This window comes from Paenibacillus sp. P5_B5, assembly GCF_056400365.1.
Genome location: NZ_JBFULK010000013.1, coordinates 107,474 through 127,716, shown reverse-complemented (window position 1 = coordinate 127,716; position 20,243 = coordinate 107,474). Strand labels below are relative to the sequence as shown.

The following is a 20,243-nucleotide window of genomic DNA, read 5'->3' as shown; positions in this document are numbered from 1 at the left end:
ACGATGTCGAAGATGAACATGACTGTTGATGAAGTTGCCGGACGTATTATGGTTGCACTTGATTACCCGAATAGCGATGCAGCTGAACGTTTAATTGAGCAATTAAGTGGCATACCGTGTTATATGAAAGTAGGTATGCAATTGTTCTACGCAGCAGGACCTAGCTTCGTAGCTAAGCTGAAAGATCGAGGCTACAAAGTATTTCTCGATGTCAAAATGCATGATATTCCAAACACTGTTAAAGGTGGCGCCGAAAGTGTTACGAAGCTTGGTGTTGATATGTTTAATGTACACGCAGGCGGAGGCAAAATGATGATGGAATATGCGCTTGAAGGCGTGGATAAAGCTTTAACTGGCCTTAGCGCAAGCTCCCATAAACCAATCGTCATAGGAGTTACACAGCTTACATCAACTAGCCAACTAGTGCTTAATGAAGAGATTGGTATCACTGGCTCTGTGGAAGACTCGGTAATTCGCTACGCGAAGCTTACCAAGGAAGCAGGACTTGATGGTGTCGTTGCCTCTCCACTTGAGGTAAACTCGATTAAAGCTGCATGCGGTAGTAACTTCATAACTGTGACACCAGGTATTAGACCTGCTGGGTCAGACGTAGGCGATCAAACACGGATCATGACGCCACGACAAGCGTTCTCTGAAGGTACAGACTTCGTCGTGATTGGAAGACCTATTACAGCAGCAGAACAACCAAGAACTGCTCTTGAGTCGATTATCACATCGATTCTGAGCGCATAATTGAATCCAATATTTCGAGGAGAGTGACTGTTTTTATGACAACAGAACTTAATGAACTTGCTAAGCAAATTGCAGCATCCCTACTGAAGATTGAAGCTGTAGCGCTTCGTCCACACCAGCCTTTCACATGGACTTCTGGCATTAAATCACCTATCTATTGTGACAATCGTTTAACGATGTCTTTTCCAGAAATTCGTGATTTAATTGCTTCTGGCTTTGCAACGCTTATTCAAGAGAATTATCCAGAAGCAGAAGTGATTGCAGGTACTGCAACAGCAGGCATTCCACATGCTGCATGGGTAGCAGAGAAGCTAGGCTTACCGATGATCTATATCCGTGATAAAGCTAAAGGGCATGGTAAAGAGAATCAAATTGAAGGTGTTTTACGTGTTGGTCAGAAGGTTGTAGTAATTGAAGACTTGATATCGACGGGTGGTTCTTCATTGAAAGCAGCGCTTGCTGTTAATGAAGCTGGTGGACAAGCATTGGCTGTAGTGGCTATATTCACCTACCAACTAGAGAAGGCTATTCAATCCTTCACGGATGCCGGTATTCCTCTCCAATCACTTACTAACTATAGTGTATTGCTTGAAGAAGCAGTAGAGCTTGGCAAAATTCAAGCGTCAGACCTTGCACTGCTGCAATCTTGGAGAGCTAATCCAGCTGAATTTGGCGTATAATAAATAAAGTAATCAATGAGCCAGAACGATTGTTCTGGCTTTTTTGTATTTTCTTATGAATGAATCAATTTAGATCAGTTATGAAATTGATTCGAATAGGCAAAGTATTCTGTTTATGCTAAAATAAATTAAATTTCTAATAAGGATCATTTTTTTGTAAAACTTGTAGGAGGGGAATATGTGAAGAAAATTGTATCCTGTCTTTCTGTTATTGTATTCGTAATTGTTCTCGGAACTCTACAGGCAAGTAGTGTACAAGCTCAGACAGATGCTATGACGCGTGGTGAATTTTTTAAGGCAATTACGGACTACTTGAAGCTGAAGCCTGAATATCCGGTGGCTAAATTGCCAGTGGATGTTGAAGAGCAATCTGTCTATGGAGACTCGGTAAGGGCATTAACCGAACGTAAAATTATATACGGCTATCCCGACGGGACTATCCGTTTGCAAGAAGCAATTAACGCGGTTGACGCTGATTATGTGCTAGCCAGGTTCTTAGGAATCGCAGATGAAGTAGCTGTTCAAAAAATGAAAACTGAGTTTCAAGTGACATTTAGTAGTAATGGCAAAGTGGATCCAGATCAGGCAACTAAGGTGATAAGAACCGTATTAGAAAATGATCGGTCATTAATTCAGAATCTTAAGGACGCTCGCAATCAACATATGAAAGTGATTACTTCCTATAAAACGAATACGAAACAAATTCAGAATTATCAGCTCACTTCTAATTCCTCAACTACACCAATAACAGGTATTGAATCCACAACTCTAACTGAATTTCATAAGGATAAAGGATTTCACTTGAAATCAGTCATCAGCTATCCAAGTAAGGAAACAGTCAAAGGGATTGAGATGGAACAATACATTGTACCTAGCGGCAATTATATTAAAATGAATAATTCGAATATGAAAGAAGCAAAGTCCAACTGGATAAAAGGGATCGATGTAATGCCTTTTAATTTTGAACAGTTGATGAGTATTCAAATGGAAGCTTCAAAACCGAAGCAGATTATTAATGATCAATATTACTTTTATCGCAGCCTAGGGACCGAAGTGATCAAAGGAAAGAAGATCCATAAGATTCAAGTGTTTGGATCATTACCCACTATTTCTAATATTTCAGGGTTCTTAACTTCTACAATTGGAGATAACAATCAAATTGATGAGTTACTTAATTCGTCAGCAACGAATAATTTGTCACTCGCCATTAATGGTATTATTTATATTGACGTTGAATCGAATTTATTAACGAGGGTTGATTGGGTACAATCTATACGAAATGGGATGCCAAACACAAGCGTAGTTCCGTTCAAACAAATTGAGGTTGAAACAAGCATTCAATATTATGATTATAATCAGGTACTAGACGTTACGTTGCCTGAAGTAGCCCTTCAGACTAAATAAGAATAAACATAAACGACTCCCTCACGATTGAAGGAGTCGTTTATGTTTAATTATAGAAACTAGCTGTTCTTCTTCTCGCGCCAGTAGCGCCAGCTCCATTCAATTGCGAATGCAACGACGAATGGATAGAACATTTTGCTTGCTCCAAGCAATTGATAGCCTAGGAATGTCAGCACCACGATAAATGCAATGACTAGAGCGATTTTTTGAGTGGAGGCTGATTGAAGTTTACCAATTAAAACCGGTACGCCAACAATTAGGACGGTCAGAACGATAATCGTAATAATATCCATGTAAGGTTGCAAGGCTAAGTCTCCTCCTTTATTCAGGCTTCAATTCAGCAATATTTCCCCAGTATTTACATACGGTTACAATCCCTTTATCAAAGTTCCTTAAATCAAAGTGCTCGTTAGGCGCATGTAGGTTCTCGTCTGGCAGTCCAAAGCCCATTAAGACAACAGCTGCACCAAGGACACGAGAGAATACCTCTACAATTGGAATAGAGCCTCCACCGCGCGTATAAAGCGCTGGTTTACCATACGTATATTCATATGCGTCAGAAGCAGCCTGAATAGCAGGGTGATTGATTGGCGTTATGTATGCATTACCGCGCAATAATTTATCAACTGTCACTGTAACACCGACTGGACATACCTTGTGAACATGATTCTCAAGCTTATCTAGGATATCACTAGGAACTTGTGGTGGTACGATACGACAAGCGATTTTGGCAGAAGCTTTACTTGGAATGATTGGTTTAATGCCTTCTCCCTGGAAACCACCTGTAACTGATGTGATTTCTACTGTTGGTCTAGAGGTAGTGCGCTCGTAATAAGAAAAACCTTCTTCTCCATAGAGAGCAGACAGACCCAGGCCTTCACGAATTTGATCCTCATCGATCGGCAGTGCTCTTGAAGCGGCACGTTCTTCCTCTGTAAACGGTTCGATACCGTCATAGAAGCCATCGATCGCAACAGCACCGTTGTCCTTATGGAAGGAGCTCAGGATATCTGTTAATGCATGAATCGCATTAGGTACACCGCCACCAAACAATCCGGAATGGAGGTCCGTGTTAGATGCTTGAACCTTAATCTCGCATCCCGCCATACCGCGTAGTCCATATTCGATAGAAGGCTGACCGTCAGCAATAATGGGTCCATCAGAAATAAGCACGATATCTGAGCTTAATTTATCTTGATGTTTCTCAATGAAAGGTGCCAAATTCGGAGAAGTAATTTCTTCTTCGCCTTCAATACAGAACTTGATATTTACAGGTAGAGTTCCGTAGGTTTGCAACCATGCTTCGATTGCTTTGACATGAATGAATAACTGTCCTTTGTCGTCAGTAGCACCACGTGCAAACAGCTTATCGCCACGAATTTCGGGCTCAAATGGTTCCGAATGCCATAATTCAAGCGGTTCTGCTGGCTGTACATCATAGTGTCCATATACAAGGATTGTAGGTTTGCCCTCAGCGTGTAGCCATTCTCCATAAACAATCGGATGACCGGGAGTTTGCATAATCTCAACTTGCTCGAGTCCAGCGTTCTGTAAGGCATTTGCCATCCACTCAGCACATGCATACATATCTTCTTTATGTTTGGTAAGTGCACTTACGCTAGGAATTCTTATGTATGCTTTAAGCTCTTCAATATGTTGATTGCGATGTTCTGATAAGTATGTAAGTAGTTTGTTATCCATGTTATGACCTCCTTTAATAAAATCAAAAATCATCCATTATTATATCCCTAAAGGACTTCATTAAGCAAAGTAAAAAACCATTCGTTCTAGTGCCTCAGACTATTGTCTTATTATAACGAAAATTTATCATAACGACAATTTCAACATAAAGAAAAAAATGAATTGCATGTACCAATTTTCGATAAGATTGTTTAATTTAGGTTAATCTATAGATACCAAAGTATAGTAAATATGGAGTGAAGACAAGTGGACTGGATTTATTGGGCAAAACTTTATGACAGTAAATTTCAAGCAGGCTGTTTAGCCAAAAGAATGGAGGAGGACTGGTGGATTTACGGGTATGATTGCCCACATGAAGTTCAGGTATATAAATCCAGAAAAGGGCGATTTGGCGTTCGTTTTAGTTTATAATTACATTATCCCTTGACAATGCTTAAGCATCTTGGTATATTTATCTGCGTCGCTAATATTGCGAGACGAAATAACGCGGGGTGGAGCAGCCCGGTAGCTCGTCGGGCTCATAACCCGAAGGCCGCAGGTTCAAATCCTGCCCCCGCAACCAATTCATCATTTATCCATTGTAGTTTTGTCCGTTTATATACGGTGACAAACTGTTTTGGGCCCTTAGCTCAGTTGGTTAGAGCGGTCGGCTCATAACCGATTGGTCGGGGGTTCGAGTCCCTCAGGGCCCATACCGAGAAGAACCCTTATCTATCAAGGGTTCTTTTCTTTTTTTGCTAGAGTAGTAGATGTTAGAATGATAGATTAATATATGAGCGAGCTTTAAAATCTCCGTAATATCCCATTAATATTTCTTGCAAACTCCGAGTTGTACCCAGCTGATTTAAAACCTTCATAAAACGTTATATATTTCTTACTTCCATGATTGTCTTTTCTGTATCATAGGAATTTTTTTGAAATTAGGACACTAAAGTCAAAGGCGACAAGTACCGTCCAGTAGTCATAATTCTTAAGTTGAAGAAGGACAAGCCTACAGTAATCCAAATAAGCGGAGAGACTTTTGTAATCAGACATAGGGGGGAAATGCCGAGATGGTAAACTTAGTATCTGGAATTTGAATAGTTGCGGATTATAAGATAAACAACCAAGCCCATGACAGGAAAGAATAATACCGCTAAAACAGCCAAGAGTGCAAACTCAGGGCTTCTACGTTTCTTAATGCAATCACGGTATACGAAAACGCATGAAGCGATATGCAGCATGAAAACTATAAGAACAAATAGCAAACCAAAAAAAGGTATAAATGACATGAATTTACCACCTTACTTTATTTGTTAGATAGTAATACGATTTAATTTTTTGAAAGTTTCGAAAATATAGTGGTTAACCATAGGGAGGGGGAAAAATTAAAGCCGTCACTAGTCCCTATCCGTTAATTTTAGCCGTTAAGGGGTATGCTCTGATACCGTAACTTGGGAACAATTGGTGGATATAACCCTTAAACCTTTATACGGCTTGGGTAATTCGGTCGTCACGAAGCAAGATCAAAAACACAGTAGAACATAATGCAAAGTAAAAAAAGGAAAAACGAACACCAAAAGATGTTCGTTGAGGGCAATTATTTTTCAGTTGCTATGTTACCCATTGCAATAGAAATTCTATTCCAACTGTTGATTTGATTGATGATTAGAACAAGGTCAACATATTGTTTCTCATCATATTGTTCACGTACTCTCTTATATAGTTCTTCAGGAACTCTTTTGGTAGGGATTAGAGTAATATGCTCAGCTAGTTCAAGAGCAACCTTCTCATCTGGTGTATAAAAAGTACATTCATTCCAAGCATTTAAACAATAAATTCGTTGTTCGGTTTCACCCATTTTACGAGCATCGGATGTATGCATATCTATGCAGAAGGCACACCCGTTAATTTGAGAAACTCTAATTTTGATAAGTTCTCTTGTAGTTCGATTAATTGTAGACTTTTTGGTGTACTTCTCCATATCCATCATAATTTTCATACCATCAGGTGCAACATCATAGTAGGAAACTCTTTGACTCATAAGGTAAGACTCCTTTGACATTAATATACCGCTATTATACCACGATTATACCTTTATACGAACATTTGTGCTATTTTTTTTGTTTGACAATAAAAGTAAGAGGAATTTCACTTGTAAAGTGTAGTTAGTAGCTTCGCAGTAAGAAGATATAGCGTAAAGCAATTGGCCGAAGGGCATCGTATCGACCGAATAGATAAGAGCCGTAAAATCATTCGGAGAAGGAACTTAACACTCCGTCTTCCCTAAAAAACAAGTTAAGGCAATAGACCAACCACCAAGGAAATTATGCTTGCTATTAAAACGACTACTGCACCAAATCGCGTTATTGCTATACGGGTATCACTTGGTTTCTCACCAAAATTTCTAAACACCCATGAATTAGGGTATATGATAGCAAATCCACTCACAATCATAGCGATAATAATAAGTAATATTGCATTACCATTCATTTAATCGCCTCCTATAGTGCTATATACGAAACGAATGGAAAAAAGTTACTAATGGGAGAGTGTAGGCAAATTCTAAAATACCGTGAAAGTAATCGTATGAAGAATTAAATACGTATACCGAGTCGCCTAGTGCGGCTCTTTTTATTTATATAGATGGAGGGCAATTGATGTGATTATTAGCTTCTTTATAGAGGAAAAAACTTCCTGATGTCGAATTTTGATGTTGATGGAGGTGATATGATGGCAGATGCAAAACCTAAGTGTCCCAATTGCGGTGTAAGAGGAACTGAGTATATTACATGTGATGAAGGAAATGTATACAGTGAGGATGGAGAGCCTTGGTTCGAAGTAGCATATTGTGATGAATGCGGGCATGTTTATGGTGTATTTGCAAAAATAACTCATTCATCATAAGGTGATATACCTCATGTCAGACTTCCTCATCATTAAAAAAGTACTCGAGGTTTGAGTACTTTTTGCATATCTATTTACTGGAAAAATATGTTTTTATAATAAAAGCTTGATTTTTTTAGCGAATCGACATATAATAAATCTCGTTGTTACAATTTGTTTACCTAAGCCGGGGTGGCGGAACTGGCAGACGCACAGGACTTAAAATCCTGCGGTAGGTGACTACCGTACCGGTTCGATTCCGGTTCTCGGCATTATGAACACGATAGAATGACCCTTTCCTTATTTGTTTCATCAAATAAAGAGAGGGTCATTTTCGTTATGGACAATTTATTATTTAGTAGTCGTTAATGATTAATTATTTATCAATTTGATAGATAACCCAGCGATCCATTGGCGTTGTGCGGACCATACGTAACTGAAGGACACCCTTAATTGGCTTATTGCTTGGAAGTGTATAAGTCGCTCTCACCGGAACAACTGCCGTAAGATATAAGGAGCTTTTTGGAGTTGTTTTGTTAATTGACTTCTTTGTTGTCTTCTTAGTTGTTTTCTTTTTGGCTCTTAGTGGTTTGGTGTGAACTTGAGCAGAAGCAGCTGCCGTAATTTGAAACATTTGCTGTTCATGAGATGGGTTACCTAGCCAGGTTACTGCATGTAATAAAGCTTGATCCTGTTCGTTAATTGCAACCATCCATAGCTCAGCAATCTGATTAGGTGATAAATGTTCAACATACTGTTCGAGCATTCCAGCCGCTTTATAATTCATTATCTGATGTGCTAAATCCAGCTTGTTATTCTTATGTGTATGGCTCCCTTCAAAATGGATACAGAAATGTCCACTAAATGCATTGTCTGGAATACCGTCGCCGCCATGTGGCATACCATTGATCGAGCCTGCCCATGTATGCTCCTTGTACTTAATGAGAACGGCTCGTCGACTCCAGCTCCATTTATCTTTGTATATTTTTTTCATATTGGCACTATCTTTTTTGGTTAGGGGCTGCGCATCGATGTGTGAGCTACCAGCTCTACGTTGTACTTCGTACGAAAGACCAGTTTCAAGATCCGTAATACTGAACTTAGCGAATTTAGGTATTTCTGTTCTTAGTTGATCCCAAGGGATTAATTTGCCATAGTGTTTACTCCTTAACCGAACAACTTCCTCTTTAAGTTGATTAGTTGCTTGGGGTGAAAGAGGATACATTAATTGTTGTTTTCTGTTGAATACAATCCCACCTGCAGTAACCTCATATTCACGAATTTCGTTATTTACATGAAAGTGAATGACCGTATCGGACATTAATGTAAGCGGAGCAATTAGACCATCCGAAAGCTTACTTAGCTCCCGAATGAGATTTGCGTTGTGGAACTGTGTTTGAGTTGTGTACGCAGCATCTGGGGAGGTTCTCACGATCATATGGATTGTAGGGTCTTTACGGGTTTGCTTAGCGACACTTAAATTAGGATTGATGCCGAATAGAATAGTGATCATTAAGATTAACCTGGTCATTTTAATGTATGGGCTCATATGTTACTCCTAGCTGATTATCTGTAGATTATGTACTGTAACTTAAACTTTAACTTCAAGTTCTATCTTCAGTTTTCGCCATTATCGAATAAAATATTTGTATCATTCAACCAAAATGATTGAACCCTATATGGGAAAGCTACTTGGACGTTCGAACTCTATGTTCACAGCAACTTGGCGAACATCCTTATTTGGATTCGGTATTGCGATTTTATCATGCACCCAGACGCTCCCTATTATGATGACAGGACGCAATTTACTCCCATCTTATACATTCTCTTTCTTGTTCATTCGTAAGTTACCTATCAACAATCTATGGTCTATTGCCTACAATTTCTTCATAATATAAAGAAAATACCCCTTAACAGTTCATGTAGCCTTATGGCAACATGAATTATTAAGGGGTGTATATGAGAGATAGTGCGAAATTTTGTACTAATAAAGAGAGATTGCAAGTGAATCAAATTCTCGTTTACTGTGTAAAATAGCCTCGCATCCAATAATTTCAATGGACACTAAAGTATCTAAACATTGTTTGATTGCACGTTTACCAGAAACGAATTTTCTGTTTAATGTTTCAACTAAAAGAGATACTGCATTTGATTTAGTAGTTACGGAAGGTTCGATATAAACGGGAATTGATTTGTTCTGAAACTTGATTGATGTTGATGTTTTCATATGTACCTCCAATAATTATGATTAGTAATTATAAATTACCATAGATACCTTAAAATAAGCTTAAGGAAGCATGAATAATTGTTAAAGAAGTATCATTATTCCAGTAAAGTTATACGGAATTGGATGAGTAGTTACAGAAATCTTCAAATACGATAAAGCCTACATTCTATCAATCTAATTTAATAGATGCTGATTTTGATAGAAAGGAAACGGACATGAGTATAGAAGTTAAGAATTATATAATTAGATTGCGAAATAAACAGAACTAGGAGTCAGATCCAAACAGATCCAACTCGTAGTTAATCTTGTATATGGCAGATTGTATTCCAGTATGGTTCAAACCAAAACTAGACCAATTGGATTATTTCTTCTTTTCAATGTAGGCTAACAAAGTGAGTATAAACAACCCAAATGCAAACATAATCGAAAGCGTCTGAAATACATCCATTAACAGCTTCCTCCTTCCCAGAAGAGCCGTCTACCACTGTACAAGATATACTAAAAATACTATACAATAATGGATATTTATGGAAGAGCATTAGGAACTATTTTTGCAAGAGCTTGTTCTACATAATTCGATAATGCAATAGGTAGCTTGAAGCTGCTACGGTCTTACTTAGAGGGAAGAGTGCCGCAAAACATTGAATCATTCGGTATGTGATCTGCCTTAATAGGAGGGAGAGACAATAATGCCTCTCCTAAGCTTGTAGAACTAGGCTTTGATGTCGAGTGAGCCACCTAAGTGTGATTGGACGCTCTGCTCCATCATATTAACGAGGGCTTGTCCATTTTGAGCAGCTTGATCTTTTGACATTCTAAGAACAGAGATCCCAACAGCTTGTGATAAGTTAGATTGAGCCATTACAGAAGAAAGTGCAGCAATATCCATGTTGTTTACCTCCTAGTAAAGTAACTATATCTATTTATCGGTAAGTAGCGATTGAAATATTAACATTAACATTGACTTAGAGGATTAGTGTTTTGATGCATCTCTATTCTGAAACCATTTGTGGTAACCACTGCGTGAGATGCCTGCTTAGTGACATAACAGGGTTATATCGAATCGTGAAGAGAGTTACTCTAAGATGATGTATTCGTTGGTCCTTTGCCGCTTTGCCCCCTTTAAGTTAACTGTAGTGCGATTTCTTCTCACTGTCTACTTAAAGGGGATAATACCATTATGGTGCTATTGCTTGCTTTGAACAAACATATAATTCATTCATACAAGTGGTTTTTGAATTAATGTAGCGAAATTGAACTGATGTAAATGACCATCATTTAGTGTAGTCATTCCTGTTACAAAATGTACATGCTTACCATTACCAACTGGAATTGCACGTCCTGTCCTTATTTTTTTGAGATTATGAAAATGGTCCAAGAAATCGGTATGCGTGAGATCTATTTCATGAACATGACTATTTCCTACTGGTATGACTTGACCGGTAACACCTGCAAAACGATGATTATGTCTATCCTCACCTTCTTCTGCTAATCTAATGAGTAAATAAATGGTGATAATTGGTCGGTGGGAATTGTTTTCATGATACGAGGCTTGACGAAGTAACTTACATCTTTTATATTAAAATTGGTTATCAAATAATTTATATAATTCTGAAAATTTGTCAGGTTTGGAGTGAACCACATGGACAAGAGACAGCTTAAAGATATGCTGTTCGAGTATGAAATTGAAAAGGGTGCAAACTCACGTTTTTTTGGTAACTTTGTTATGATACCTTGTTGTTTCGGGATTTACGGAATAGAATATGAATCAATGTGGAATTTTATATATTGCGCTATTGCAATTGTGATTATATGGATAATTTATCGCTGCACCAATTCAGTTATTATCGACTTTATTATATCGTTAGTGTTTTTATCATGTTGGGGAGTTATGGGTTGGATTGTTGGGGATATGCTGAGGGTATCAGAAAATATTGATGGTGCTAATTATGCAGGTTTATTAGGCGGAATAGTATGGGGTTATTTTCTTAACTCATATTTTTTAAAAAGAATTTTCAGGATAAAATGACATTAAAATAGATATTATAAGAAATCCCTACTAACCTTCATTGGTCGGTAGGGATTTTTTGCTTTACTCGAAGATAATATCAAGACTGTTTCTTTAATAAACGATCATATTCATTTAAGGCTTCATCTAAATTTTTACTAGCTGCTATTACCTCTGGATCGGTTAATTCTTTGTTTTGTACTATTGCATTTAACTCTCTTCTAAGTTCTTCGATCTGTTGAATAATCTTGTTTAAATTGGAAGTCATAATACATCTCCATTGTGGTTTCTGATTAGATTTCCCACAAGTGAAGAAATTATTTAGCTTCGATTTTACATCAGACAACTGTACAGCGTATATCCGCGACCATCACGCCAATCAAGGCGCTAGGTTTCGCTATATTATGAAATGGTTCATAACATAAAGCTCATAAGAACTATTCCCATGGCTTCGGCTGGTGGGATTTTTATTAGAGTTGCAGCGATAGTTATTACATTACAATCGTTTTAACATAATAGATATTTTTTCATTGGATTATTTTGCAGGATTATAGCGAAATATGTCGAATCTAAATATAAACCGATGAAGAGGATGATCATAATGAAACGTCATGTGTCACTTCAACAAGCAGCGGTAAATGGTAGAAAGCTACATATCATGTGTAAAGATAGAAGAACGGTTATAGGCATAGCTGAGCGATATGAGAATGGCTACATAAAATTAAGACACACGGATGGTTTTACTTATATCGCAGTTAGTCAGATAGACCAAGTGTTTAAGCTTAAATAAAGTCAATCCCTACTAACCTTCATTGGTCGGTAGGGATTTTTTTGTTTTTGATGTATTTCTGATGTTACTTCTTTTAAATTCCTAATATTTTCGTGCGGAAAGTAAGAATGAATATTAGTTGCTTTTGATTCTAATAAAATGTATCATGTAATCATACACGATTTATTATTTAGGAGTGGAGGAATTTGAAAAAGGGATTAAGTCGCTTTGTTCTGGCGGATGAAATTTATTCAATATTGAAAAGACAGATTAACACTCACGAACTTACCGCAGGCAGCAAGATCAACATCGATCAACTGGCAAGAGACCTTGAAGTAAGTAACATCCCTATTCGTGAAGCATTGACCAGGCTGTCGGCTGAAGGGCTTGTACAGACGGTGCCCTTTAAAGGAATGTTTGTTATGAACATGTCTATTAAGGAATTAGATGAGATTTATGAGCTACGTATCGCACTTGAAAGTACTGCTGTGAGAAAGTCGGTACAGGTTATTCCCGAAGAGGAACTCGATAGTTTAGTAAGACAAATGAAGCTATGGGCGGTATCCGATAATCTAGGTATGGAAGAAAAGCTGGAGCTCGTATCATTGTTGAACGATGGGCTTCATGGAATGATCTTGAAACATTGCGGCAATGAAATGCTATCGATGCTTATACATACTTATATTGAGCGGATTCAACGATACTTAAGTTACGTGCACTATGATATCGAATCTGAGTTTGTTCAACTGGAATGGCAAGAACATATGGCTATCATTAGCGGATTGGTGGCGCGTGACGCAGAACGGTCAGTTTCGACGATGAAAGCCCATCTAGAAGCTTCGCGAGCACGGACACATGCTGCATTAATTGATCTGGTGTCCGAAGGAGACTTTGAGACGAAAGTATAAGCTGTATGAGAGTTTGCTTCCTTCGAGCGAACTCCATCAGTTTAATTAACTGAATTATTAGAATTTAAAATAAGTTTTGATGACCTTGGTTTTAGAAGAGAAAGAGCTAATCCAAACATCCATTATATCGAATTAGAAGGTGAAAACATGCGGTTAAATGACAAAGTTGCCATCATTACTGGTGGGGCATCCGGAATCGGTGAAGCTGCGGCCATGTTATTTGCGAAGGAAGGCGCGAAAGTTGTGATCGTGGATGTTAACGAGGCGGAAGCAAGAAGGGTTGCAGGTAACATCGCGGCTGGAATTGGAAGCGCTATCGTAATCAAAACAGATGTTTCTAAGGAAGCGGACGTACAGGCTTTGGTCGTGGAGGTCATTCAGCAATTTGGGAAGATTGACATTCTATTTAACAATGCAGCGACGATTAATCCGAAATTGCTGGAGCAATTCGCTGAGGATGAGATCAACCGATTGATCGATATTAACTTAAAAGGTGTTCTATTCCTAATCAAGCATGCAATTCCTTATTTGCAAAAAGTAAGAGGTTCGATTGTAAATATGGCTTCCTTAAACGGGTTAGTCGGGCAAAAGCAGAATCCTATCTATGCGGCAACCAAAGGTGGAATTGTTGCTTTAACTAAATCTTTGGCTCTTGATTATGCAATAGACGGAGTGCGAGTCAATTGTATATGCCCTGCTGGAGTTAAGACGCCGTTACTTGATAAGTGGATTGAACAGCAGGACGATCCTGCTAATATGATACAGGTTCTCAACGATATGCATGCACTCGGCCGTCCGGCTGAAGTCGAAGAAATTGCCAAGGCTGCTTTATTCTTAGTTAGCGAAGATTCCTCATTTATTACCGGTGTTGCCCTTCCTGTTGATGGAGGCGCGTCGTTAGGTTATTAATCAGAATTATTATAAAAGGAGAGTTAAAGATGAAGATAACCAAAGTAGAAACTTTCATTTTACATGTACCGATTACTCCCCCGATCACAGACGCGATTAATGTGGCTACGCATTGGGGACTTGCTGGAGTTCGAATTTACACGGATGAAGGACATGTCGGATATGGGTATACCGGTACAACCGCTCATGGTGACCAAATGATTGTAGACACAATCGATCATTATTATGCTCCGCTGTTAATCGGCAAAGATCCGTATATGGTGAAGCAAATCTGGGATGAGCTGCGTTACGGTAAGATGCACTGGATAGGCCGTGCTGGTGTCACTCATATGGCACTCGCAGCGGTGGATATCGCGTTATGGGATATCATGTCCAAGGCGGTGAATATGCCATTGTGGCAATATCTCGGAGGTCACAAATCCAAGGAAATTAAAGCCTACAATACGAATGGTGGCTGGCTTAACTGGAGTATGGAACGTCTTCTGACGGACGTGACCGAGATTGTTGAGTCTGGGTTCAAAGGTGTCAAGATCAAGGTTGGAAAACCGGATCCACGCGAGGATTACGAGCGCTGCAAACTGGTTCGCAAAGCGATTGGAGACGATGTTATCTTCATGATTGACGTCAACCAGCAATGGAATATTAATACCGCTATGACATGGGGGAAGAAGTTAGAGGAATTCGATTTGTTCTGGTTAGAAGAGCCTCTTAATCCGGACGATATAATGGGGCACAAGAAGCTGGCGGATGAATTAAACGTCCCAATTGCACTAGGAGAGCACGTTTATACGAAATATGCGTTCCGCGATTATATTCATCAAGGTGCCTTAGAGTACTGTCAAGTTGATGTTACGAGAGTTGGAGGCATAACCGAGTGGATGCAGGTTGCGGGTCTGGCTGCTTCTTATGATGTGCCGATTTGTCCGCATGTCGGTGATATGGGTCAGATTCATCAGCATTTAGTTGCGGCAACGCCTGGAGCGATCATGCTGGAGTATATTCCTTGGATTCGTCACATTTTTGTCGAGCCGGCCACTGTTACGAACGGTTTCTATCAATTACCGCAGTTGCCTGGAGCTTCTACGGAAATCATACCGCATTATTTCGAACAATATAGGGTGAAATGAGTTACATCTCACTTTATAAATGAAGTAATTAACCGGAGGGGAAATTATGGAGAATAATTCAGACACGGTCTTGGAATCCAAAAATAGAAATCAAATAAAAGGAGTTATATTAACTCTCCTTAAACGAAGTGATACGAGTGTAGTTCTAGCATCTTTAATATTGTTTCTCGTATTTGCAGTAGGATCTTCGAGTTTTTTATCTTCCTATAACCTTTTTAATATTTCTAGAACTACTTCTTTATATTTGTTTGTAGCTCTTGGTCAAGCCATTGTTCTTGTTGTTGGTGGTATGAATCTTTCTCTGGGTGCGATTGGAGGTCTCTCTGTCGTTACCGCTGGTTATGCCATGCATACGATGGGATTACCCGGATGGGCAGCAATCATCTTAGCATTAATCGTCGGTGCATTAGCCGGATTCATTAATGGGATTGTTATTATTCGCTTAAAATTAAACTCTTTTGTTGTAACGCTTGCCACTTCATTTATATTCACAGGTTTAGTTTTCGGAATTTCAAAGGGGTATCCCTATACGAATATTCCAAAAGGATTTACTTTTCTAGGAAGGGAAGCCTTTCTTGGATTATCCTACTTATTCTGGCTTATGATCATAACGTTAGTCTTGCTATGGTTTATATTTAAATATTCAGTTATTGGAAGGCAGATTCTTGCAACAGGAGGTAATATGGTAGCTGCTCGATATTCGGGAATAAAGACAGATAAGATCGTTATGTTAGCCAATGTCTTATCGGGCATTTTTGCTGCTATTGCTGGTCTGCTCTGGATATCGCGAATGGGTTCTGCTACACCAGCAACAGGGAGCGATTGGATGATTATTTCCTTTGCTGTTGCAGTCATTGGGGGAACTGCCCTTAATGGGGGAGCTATAAGTGCAATAGGACTATTCGCAAGTTCATTAATGATTGCATTGATTAATAATGGACTCATTATGCTTGGAGCAAATGTTTACTTCGAGCAGTCTTTCCTTGGTGCTATTATCATGCTTGCCGTCATAGCAGAGAGTTTACGAATAAAGTATAGTTCGCTGAGACATAGCTGAGGAGTGATATCATGCTGGAATTACGAGGTGTTAGTAAGGGGTTTCCAGGTGTTAAAGCACTCGACAATGTATCCATCACATTCAAACCAGGTGAAGTACACGCACTGCTAGGGGAAAATGGAGCAGGGAAAAGCACTTTGATTAAATTGATCTGCGGCGTGTATCAGCCTGATGAGGGTGAGATATTATTGAACGGTAAAAGAGTGAAATTCGATAGCCTACGAGATGCAATGGAAAGTGAAATAAGTATCGTTAACCAAGAAATACAAGTCATTCCTCAATATAGTATCGCAGAAAATATATTCATAGATAAAATTAGTAAATATGCAAAAGCGGGCATTGTGAACTGGAAACAAATTAATACGATGGCAAGTAAATATTTAAATATGGTCGGTCTCGACATAGAACCAACAACAATCATCGCTGGTCTGAGTGCTGCGCAGAAACAACTTATTCAGATCGCCAAGGCAATCTCATTAGATGCGAAGGTACTACTGCTAGATGAGCCTACATCCTCATTAACCAAACATGAAGCTCTAAAACTGTTTCAACTTGTAGCTAAACTGAAGGAGCAAGGGGTTACACTTATTTTTGTATCCCATAAAATTGAAGAAGTTTTAGAACTTTGTGATAAAGTATCCGTTCTGCGTGATGGCAAGTATATTGGTACCCATGATTGTGGGAACTTGACTAAACAAGATATTGTGAAACTGATGATTGGCCGAGAGACTAAAGATAATTACTTGGGAAAATTGGACATTAATCACGCTAATAAGGTTCTAGAGGTTAGGGATTTATCGCAAATAGGTAGATTTAGAAATATTAACTTCAACTTGCATGAAGGAGAAATTTTAGGTTTTTATGGGCTTGTAGGATCTGGAAGGACGGAGCTAGCTAAGATATTGATTGGTGAAGATACGAAGGACTCAGGTGAAGTATTCATAAACGGCAAAGAGGCGACCATACGAAATATGGCTGACAGTTTATACAAATACCGTATGGGATATGTATCAGAGAATCGCAAAGAAGAAGGTCTAATTCTGGAGGAGACTGTAAGGACGAATATCGGAATTACGATCTGGAATAAGATTGTGCATCCTATTTCCAAGAAAATACGTTTAAAGTCAGAAGAATCCGAAGCACAGCAAATGATTAAAGCTCTCAATATTAAGGTTACCAGTTCTGACGATATCGTGGGTAAACTCAGTGGGGGTAATCAGCAGAAGGTTAGTATTGCGAAATGGCTTGCAGCTGGTTGCGATATCTTAATTATCGATGAACCTTCGGTTGGAGTGGATGTTGGAGCAAAGGAATATATTCATCAGTTAATTTGGGATTTAGCAAAGGTTCACAAGAAGTCAATTATCGTGATTTCTTCTGATTTACCCGAGTTGTGCACATTAGCTAGAAGAATATTAGTTTTTAGAGAGTTTCAAATTGCTGGTGAGCTAGATGATATTAATGATAGACCCTATACATATGAAGAGTTAAGTGGCAGAATTGGTCAATATTTAGCTTGAAGTAACTGGCGGTCGCTCCAATCATCTGGATCTGATGTTTAAATGGAAGGATTAATTCCTTCTAGTTTAGATATAAATGTAAGGGGTTTCATAGATAAAAGGAGGATGAAAAATGAAGACAAAAAGCAAAAAAAGTTTAGGTTCACTTATGGCAATCGTACTTATGGGATCATTGTTAGCTGGATGCGGTACGACGAAGGAAGCAAATAATACGACAGATGCGAAAGATAAGGAAACTTATAAACTAGCTTGGTATGCACCCGCACCACATCCTTATTTTGAAGAAGTGAAAAAAGGTGTTGAAGCATTTGAGAAAGATTATGGTATTACAGTAGAGAAAAAAATCGGGCCGGATTGGACCCAACCGAGTGAATCAGACAATGTGCAAGCTCTAACAGCAAAAGGAATTAATTACTTTTCGATTTATCCGTCAGATGGAAGCGGAGCAAACGGATTATATGATGAACTGACCCAGCGTGGAGTGAAGTTTGTTAACTTCGGCGCATCTACTGTTCAACCTACGAAGGCTTCGTTTTTCGTTGGTACTGACGCAAAAGCAGCAGCAATGGTTGCGACAGAAAAGCTGATAAGCTTAATGGGTGGAAAAGGAAATATCATTAATGTACTTGAAGTGTTGGAAGATTCCAATACGATTTTGCGTAAGCAAGGTGTAGAAGATGTTGTGAAGAAATATCCAGATGTAAAGATTATTCAGGAAATTTCTGGAATGAAAAGCACAGAAGAAGCTGTGCAGAAAATCGACAGTGCAATTGCTGCAAATATCGATAAAGTAGACGGGATTATTGCTACAGGATTTACCCCTACTGTAGCCATTGCTCAGGTTATGAGCGATTACAAAAGTAAAGGCGGTAACCGGGCGATACATACAATTGGAATCGACACCGATCCGATAGTTGTTAAAGCGATTAAAGAGGGCGTGATAGATGCCACCATTGCACAGAACTCATACGGTGCAGGATACTTGTCCATGCTATTGTTAAAACAGATGGCAGATGGATGGGTTCCCAAACAAGATGCATATGCAGTTGACGGTGGTATTGTTACTGTTACAAAAGACAATGTCGATACATTCCAGGATGATATCATGAAAGTAACAAATGAACTTAAAACTAAGTTAGAAAAAGATTACTTGGAGAAAAAGTAAGAGTAATTGACCCACAGTATAGATGAAGTAAGATATGCATCCAGCGCGTGCGGACTCACACAATCCGCACGTGCTTTTTGAGGTTAACCTTTCAAATACGAGATACCTTTGTTATATATGACTCTGTTATTGTTTCGCCAATTATATCAAAATAACAAAAAAATCCACCTGCAAGTTAATAACAGGGGGACTCTTAATTTTGAAATATATAGGACGAGTGGGGATCGAACCCACGGCTTCTACCCTGTCAAGGTAACACTCTCCCGCTGAGTTATCGTCCTTCAGTCTAATTAATATATCATATACCTACAAAGTATTGCAATAATCTTTTTTGCATAAACTCTAGCAACAATCGATTGACGAATTTATGGCTGCAAGGATCAAGCTCTTTGTCAATGTCATAAAAATGGATTATTTTACGTATCTGTGGTCAAACTACATATGATTTGACCATGATTACGGAGGTTTAAGATGCGTCATAAGTGGCTAGTTGTTAGTAAGTTAAGTGTAATGTTGATGTTGATTTGTGCTTTAAGTGGATTTGAGCAAGCAGATGTAAGTGGTCACGTAAATTCTGAATGGCAGAAGGAAATTAAATTGCCGATTATGAATGCTAAGGGTAAAAAAATTGGCGAAGCGATTCTATACCAGCTGGATTATGGTGTAAAGCTACAGGTTGAAGTTAAGGGGTTAACACCGGGATTACATGGTATTCATTTTCATGAGAATGGCAAATGCGACCCTCCTGATTTTAAGACAGCAGGGGAACACTTCAATCCGACTCATAAGCATCACGGTCTGATGAACCCAGAAGGACCGCATGATGGTGATTTGCCTAATTTAGTTGTGGATTCAAAGGGTTATGCTCAAATGAGAGTGTTTACTAAACTTGTTACACTAAAACCTGGTGCTTCCAACTCGCTTGTGAAACCTGGCGGGACCTCGTTAATCATACATGAGCAAGCTGATGATGAGAAAACAGATCCATCTGGAAATTCAGGTGCTCGCATAGCTTGTGGTGTGATTAAATAGGTCTTTATTTGGTAACAATCATAAAACATCCATTTTGCTCCCATGAGCACTATGGATGTTTTTTATATAGAAGAAGTCTAGACTTTATTTAACGTTATAAGCTAAAATGGACTATTAG

At 38.8% G+C, this 20,243-nt stretch carries 25 protein-coding genes and 4 tRNA genes; 17 read left to right on the top strand and 12 right to left on the bottom strand.

Going from position 1 to position 20,243, the window contains the following annotated elements; all coding sequences use genetic code 11:
• The first annotated feature begins 12 nt into the window (after positions 1-12).
• From pyrF to AC1DOK_RS17415, 3 genes are all read left to right on the top strand, one after another.
• On the top strand, positions 13-753 hold the full coding sequence (gene pyrF / locus AC1DOK_RS17425) for an orotidine-5'-phosphate decarboxylase (protein WP_477555617.1): 741 nt from the start codon (positions 13-15) through the stop codon (positions 751-753).
• 35 nt (positions 754-788) lie between these two features.
• Positions 789-1,433 carry an orotate phosphoribosyltransferase gene (pyrE, locus tag AC1DOK_RS17420; RefSeq protein WP_477555569.1) on the top strand — a complete coding sequence of 215 codons (645 nt, stop codon included), beginning with the start codon at positions 789-791 and terminating at the stop codon, positions 1,431-1,433.
• 180 nt (positions 1,434-1,613) lie between these two features.
• Positions 1,614-2,837, top strand: a complete 1,224-nt coding sequence (locus AC1DOK_RS17415) for an S-layer homology domain-containing protein (protein WP_477555568.1) — start codon at positions 1,614-1,616, stop codon at positions 2,835-2,837.
• 59 nt (positions 2,838-2,896) lie between these two features.
• On the opposite strand, the gene AC1DOK_RS17410 is transcribed toward AC1DOK_RS17415, so the two are convergent.
• A complete protein-coding gene (locus tag AC1DOK_RS17410; protein WP_477555567.1) occupies positions 2,897-3,142 on the bottom strand; it encodes a hypothetical protein in 246 nt (81 codons plus the stop codon).
• Positions 3,143-3,158: 16 nt separating this feature from the next.
• Complete coding sequence (locus tag AC1DOK_RS17405) at positions 3,159-4,538, bottom strand: dipeptidase (protein ID WP_477555566.1); 1,380 nt, start codon at positions 4,536-4,538, stop codon at positions 3,159-3,161.
• Positions 4,539-4,784: 246 nt separating this feature from the next.
• On the opposite strand from AC1DOK_RS17405, the gene AC1DOK_RS17400 reads away from it, so the two are divergent.
• From AC1DOK_RS17400 to AC1DOK_RS17390, 3 genes are all read left to right on the top strand, one after another.
• Entirely contained in the window at positions 4,785-4,949 is a 165-nt protein-coding gene (locus AC1DOK_RS17400) for a hypothetical protein (protein WP_477555565.1), read from the top strand.
• Between the two features lie 74 nt (positions 4,950-5,023).
• Positions 5,024-5,100: transfer RNA gene (locus AC1DOK_RS17395), tRNA-Met, on the top strand.
• A gap of 56 nt (positions 5,101-5,156) precedes the next feature.
• A tRNA-Ile gene (locus tag AC1DOK_RS17390) sits at positions 5,157-5,230 on the top strand.
• A 369-nt stretch (positions 5,231-5,599) separates the two neighbouring features.
• Here the strand turns inward: AC1DOK_RS17390 and AC1DOK_RS17385 are convergent.
• The 3 genes from AC1DOK_RS17385 to AC1DOK_RS17375 form a co-directional block, all read right to left on the bottom strand.
• The gene (locus AC1DOK_RS17385) at positions 5,600-5,761 is read right to left on the bottom strand and encodes a PLD nuclease N-terminal domain-containing protein (RefSeq protein ID WP_477555616.1); all 162 of its coding nucleotides are present in this window, start codon (positions 5,759-5,761) and stop codon (positions 5,600-5,602) included.
• A gap of 356 nt (positions 5,762-6,117) precedes the next feature.
• Complete coding sequence (locus tag AC1DOK_RS17380) at positions 6,118-6,561, bottom strand: carboxymuconolactone decarboxylase family protein (protein ID WP_477555564.1); 444 nt, start codon at positions 6,559-6,561, stop codon at positions 6,118-6,120.
• 254 nt (positions 6,562-6,815) lie between these two features.
• On the bottom strand, positions 6,816-7,010 hold the full coding sequence (locus tag AC1DOK_RS17375; RefSeq protein ID WP_477555563.1) for a DUF6199 family natural product biosynthesis protein: 195 nt from the start codon (positions 7,008-7,010) through the stop codon (positions 6,816-6,818).
• A 240-nt stretch (positions 7,011-7,250) separates the two neighbouring features.
• On the opposite strand from AC1DOK_RS17375, the gene AC1DOK_RS17370 reads away from it, so the two are divergent.
• Together AC1DOK_RS17370 and AC1DOK_RS17365 are read left to right on the top strand one after the other, a co-directional pair.
• A complete protein-coding gene (locus tag AC1DOK_RS17370) occupies positions 7,251-7,424 on the top strand; it encodes a transcriptional regulator (RefSeq protein ID WP_477555562.1) in 174 nt (57 codons plus the stop codon).
• A gap of 165 nt (positions 7,425-7,589) precedes the next feature.
• A tRNA-Leu gene (locus tag AC1DOK_RS17365) sits at positions 7,590-7,675 on the top strand.
• 104 nt (positions 7,676-7,779) lie between these two features.
• Here the strand turns inward: AC1DOK_RS17365 and AC1DOK_RS17360 are convergent.
• The 5 genes from AC1DOK_RS17360 to AC1DOK_RS17340 all read right to left on the bottom strand — a co-directional run bounded on the left by AC1DOK_RS17360 (position 7,780) and on the right by AC1DOK_RS17340 (position 11,149).
• The gene (locus AC1DOK_RS17360) at positions 7,780-8,952 is read right to left on the bottom strand and encodes a hypothetical protein (protein ID WP_477555561.1); all 1,173 of its coding nucleotides are present in this window, start codon (positions 8,950-8,952) and stop codon (positions 7,780-7,782) included.
• A 435-nt stretch (positions 8,953-9,387) separates the two neighbouring features.
• Positions 9,388-9,630, bottom strand: coding sequence for a 3-dehydroquinate dehydratase (locus AC1DOK_RS17355; RefSeq protein WP_477555560.1), 243 nt, complete (start codon positions 9,628-9,630; stop codon positions 9,388-9,390).
• A gap of 361 nt (positions 9,631-9,991) precedes the next feature.
• A complete protein-coding gene (locus AC1DOK_RS17350; protein ID WP_477555615.1) occupies positions 9,992-10,078 on the bottom strand; it encodes a putative holin-like toxin in 87 nt (28 codons plus the stop codon).
• Positions 10,079-10,342: 264 nt separating this feature from the next.
• Positions 10,343-10,519, bottom strand: coding sequence for a YjfB family protein (locus tag AC1DOK_RS17345; RefSeq protein WP_477555559.1), 177 nt, complete (start codon positions 10,517-10,519; stop codon positions 10,343-10,345).
• Positions 10,520-10,849: 330 nt separating this feature from the next.
• Complete coding sequence (locus tag AC1DOK_RS17340; protein ID WP_477555614.1) at positions 10,850-11,149, bottom strand: YmaF family protein; 300 nt, start codon at positions 11,147-11,149, stop codon at positions 10,850-10,852.
• A gap of 123 nt (positions 11,150-11,272) precedes the next feature.
• Between AC1DOK_RS17340 and AC1DOK_RS17335 the strand changes: the two genes are divergently transcribed.
• Positions 11,273-11,659 (top strand): hypothetical protein, encoded by a 387-nt coding sequence (locus tag AC1DOK_RS17335; protein WP_477555558.1) that lies wholly within the window; start codon positions 11,273-11,275, stop codon positions 11,657-11,659.
• 79 nt (positions 11,660-11,738) lie between these two features.
• Here AC1DOK_RS17335 and AC1DOK_RS17330 read toward each other — a convergent pair whose 3' ends face one another.
• Positions 11,739-11,906 (bottom strand): Spo0E family sporulation regulatory protein-aspartic acid phosphatase, encoded by a 168-nt coding sequence (locus AC1DOK_RS17330; RefSeq protein ID WP_477555557.1) that lies wholly within the window; start codon positions 11,904-11,906, stop codon positions 11,739-11,741.
• A gap of 333 nt (positions 11,907-12,239) precedes the next feature.
• Here AC1DOK_RS17330 and AC1DOK_RS17325 point away from each other — a divergent pair, with 333 nt between their 5' ends.
• From AC1DOK_RS17325 to AC1DOK_RS17295, 7 genes are all read left to right on the top strand, one after another.
• The gene (locus tag AC1DOK_RS17325; protein WP_477555556.1) at positions 12,240-12,428 is read left to right on the top strand and encodes a hypothetical protein; all 189 of its coding nucleotides are present in this window, start codon (positions 12,240-12,242) and stop codon (positions 12,426-12,428) included.
• A 185-nt stretch (positions 12,429-12,613) separates the two neighbouring features.
• A complete protein-coding gene (locus AC1DOK_RS17320) occupies positions 12,614-13,315 on the top strand; it encodes a GntR family transcriptional regulator (protein ID WP_477555555.1) in 702 nt (233 codons plus the stop codon).
• A gap of 147 nt (positions 13,316-13,462) precedes the next feature.
• A complete protein-coding gene (locus AC1DOK_RS17315) occupies positions 13,463-14,224 on the top strand; it encodes an SDR family NAD(P)-dependent oxidoreductase (protein WP_477555554.1) in 762 nt (253 codons plus the stop codon).
• A 29-nt stretch (positions 14,225-14,253) separates the two neighbouring features.
• On the top strand, positions 14,254-15,351 hold the full coding sequence (locus AC1DOK_RS17310) for a mandelate racemase/muconate lactonizing enzyme family protein (RefSeq protein WP_477555553.1): 1,098 nt from the start codon (positions 14,254-14,256) through the stop codon (positions 15,349-15,351).
• Positions 15,352-15,397: 46 nt separating this feature from the next.
• Positions 15,398-16,408 carry an ABC transporter permease gene (locus tag AC1DOK_RS17305; RefSeq protein ID WP_477555552.1) on the top strand — a complete coding sequence of 337 codons (1,011 nt, stop codon included), beginning with the start codon at positions 15,398-15,400 and terminating at the stop codon, positions 16,406-16,408.
• Positions 16,409-16,419: 11 nt separating this feature from the next.
• Complete coding sequence (locus tag AC1DOK_RS17300; RefSeq protein WP_477555551.1) at positions 16,420-17,928, top strand: sugar ABC transporter ATP-binding protein; 1,509 nt, start codon at positions 16,420-16,422, stop codon at positions 17,926-17,928.
• A gap of 112 nt (positions 17,929-18,040) precedes the next feature.
• Positions 18,041-19,093 (top strand): sugar ABC transporter substrate-binding protein, encoded by a 1,053-nt coding sequence (locus tag AC1DOK_RS17295; protein ID WP_477555550.1) that lies wholly within the window; start codon positions 18,041-18,043, stop codon positions 19,091-19,093.
• A 209-nt stretch (positions 19,094-19,302) separates the two neighbouring features.
• Here the strand turns inward: AC1DOK_RS17295 and AC1DOK_RS17290 are convergent.
• Positions 19,303-19,374: transfer RNA gene (locus tag AC1DOK_RS17290), tRNA-Val, on the bottom strand.
• Positions 19,375-19,564: 190 nt separating this feature from the next.
• On the opposite strand from AC1DOK_RS17290, the gene AC1DOK_RS17285 reads away from it, so the two are divergent.
• Complete coding sequence (locus AC1DOK_RS17285) at positions 19,565-20,125, top strand: superoxide dismutase family protein (RefSeq protein ID WP_477555549.1); 561 nt, start codon at positions 19,565-19,567, stop codon at positions 20,123-20,125.
• The last annotated feature ends 118 nt before the right edge of the window (positions 20,126-20,243 follow it).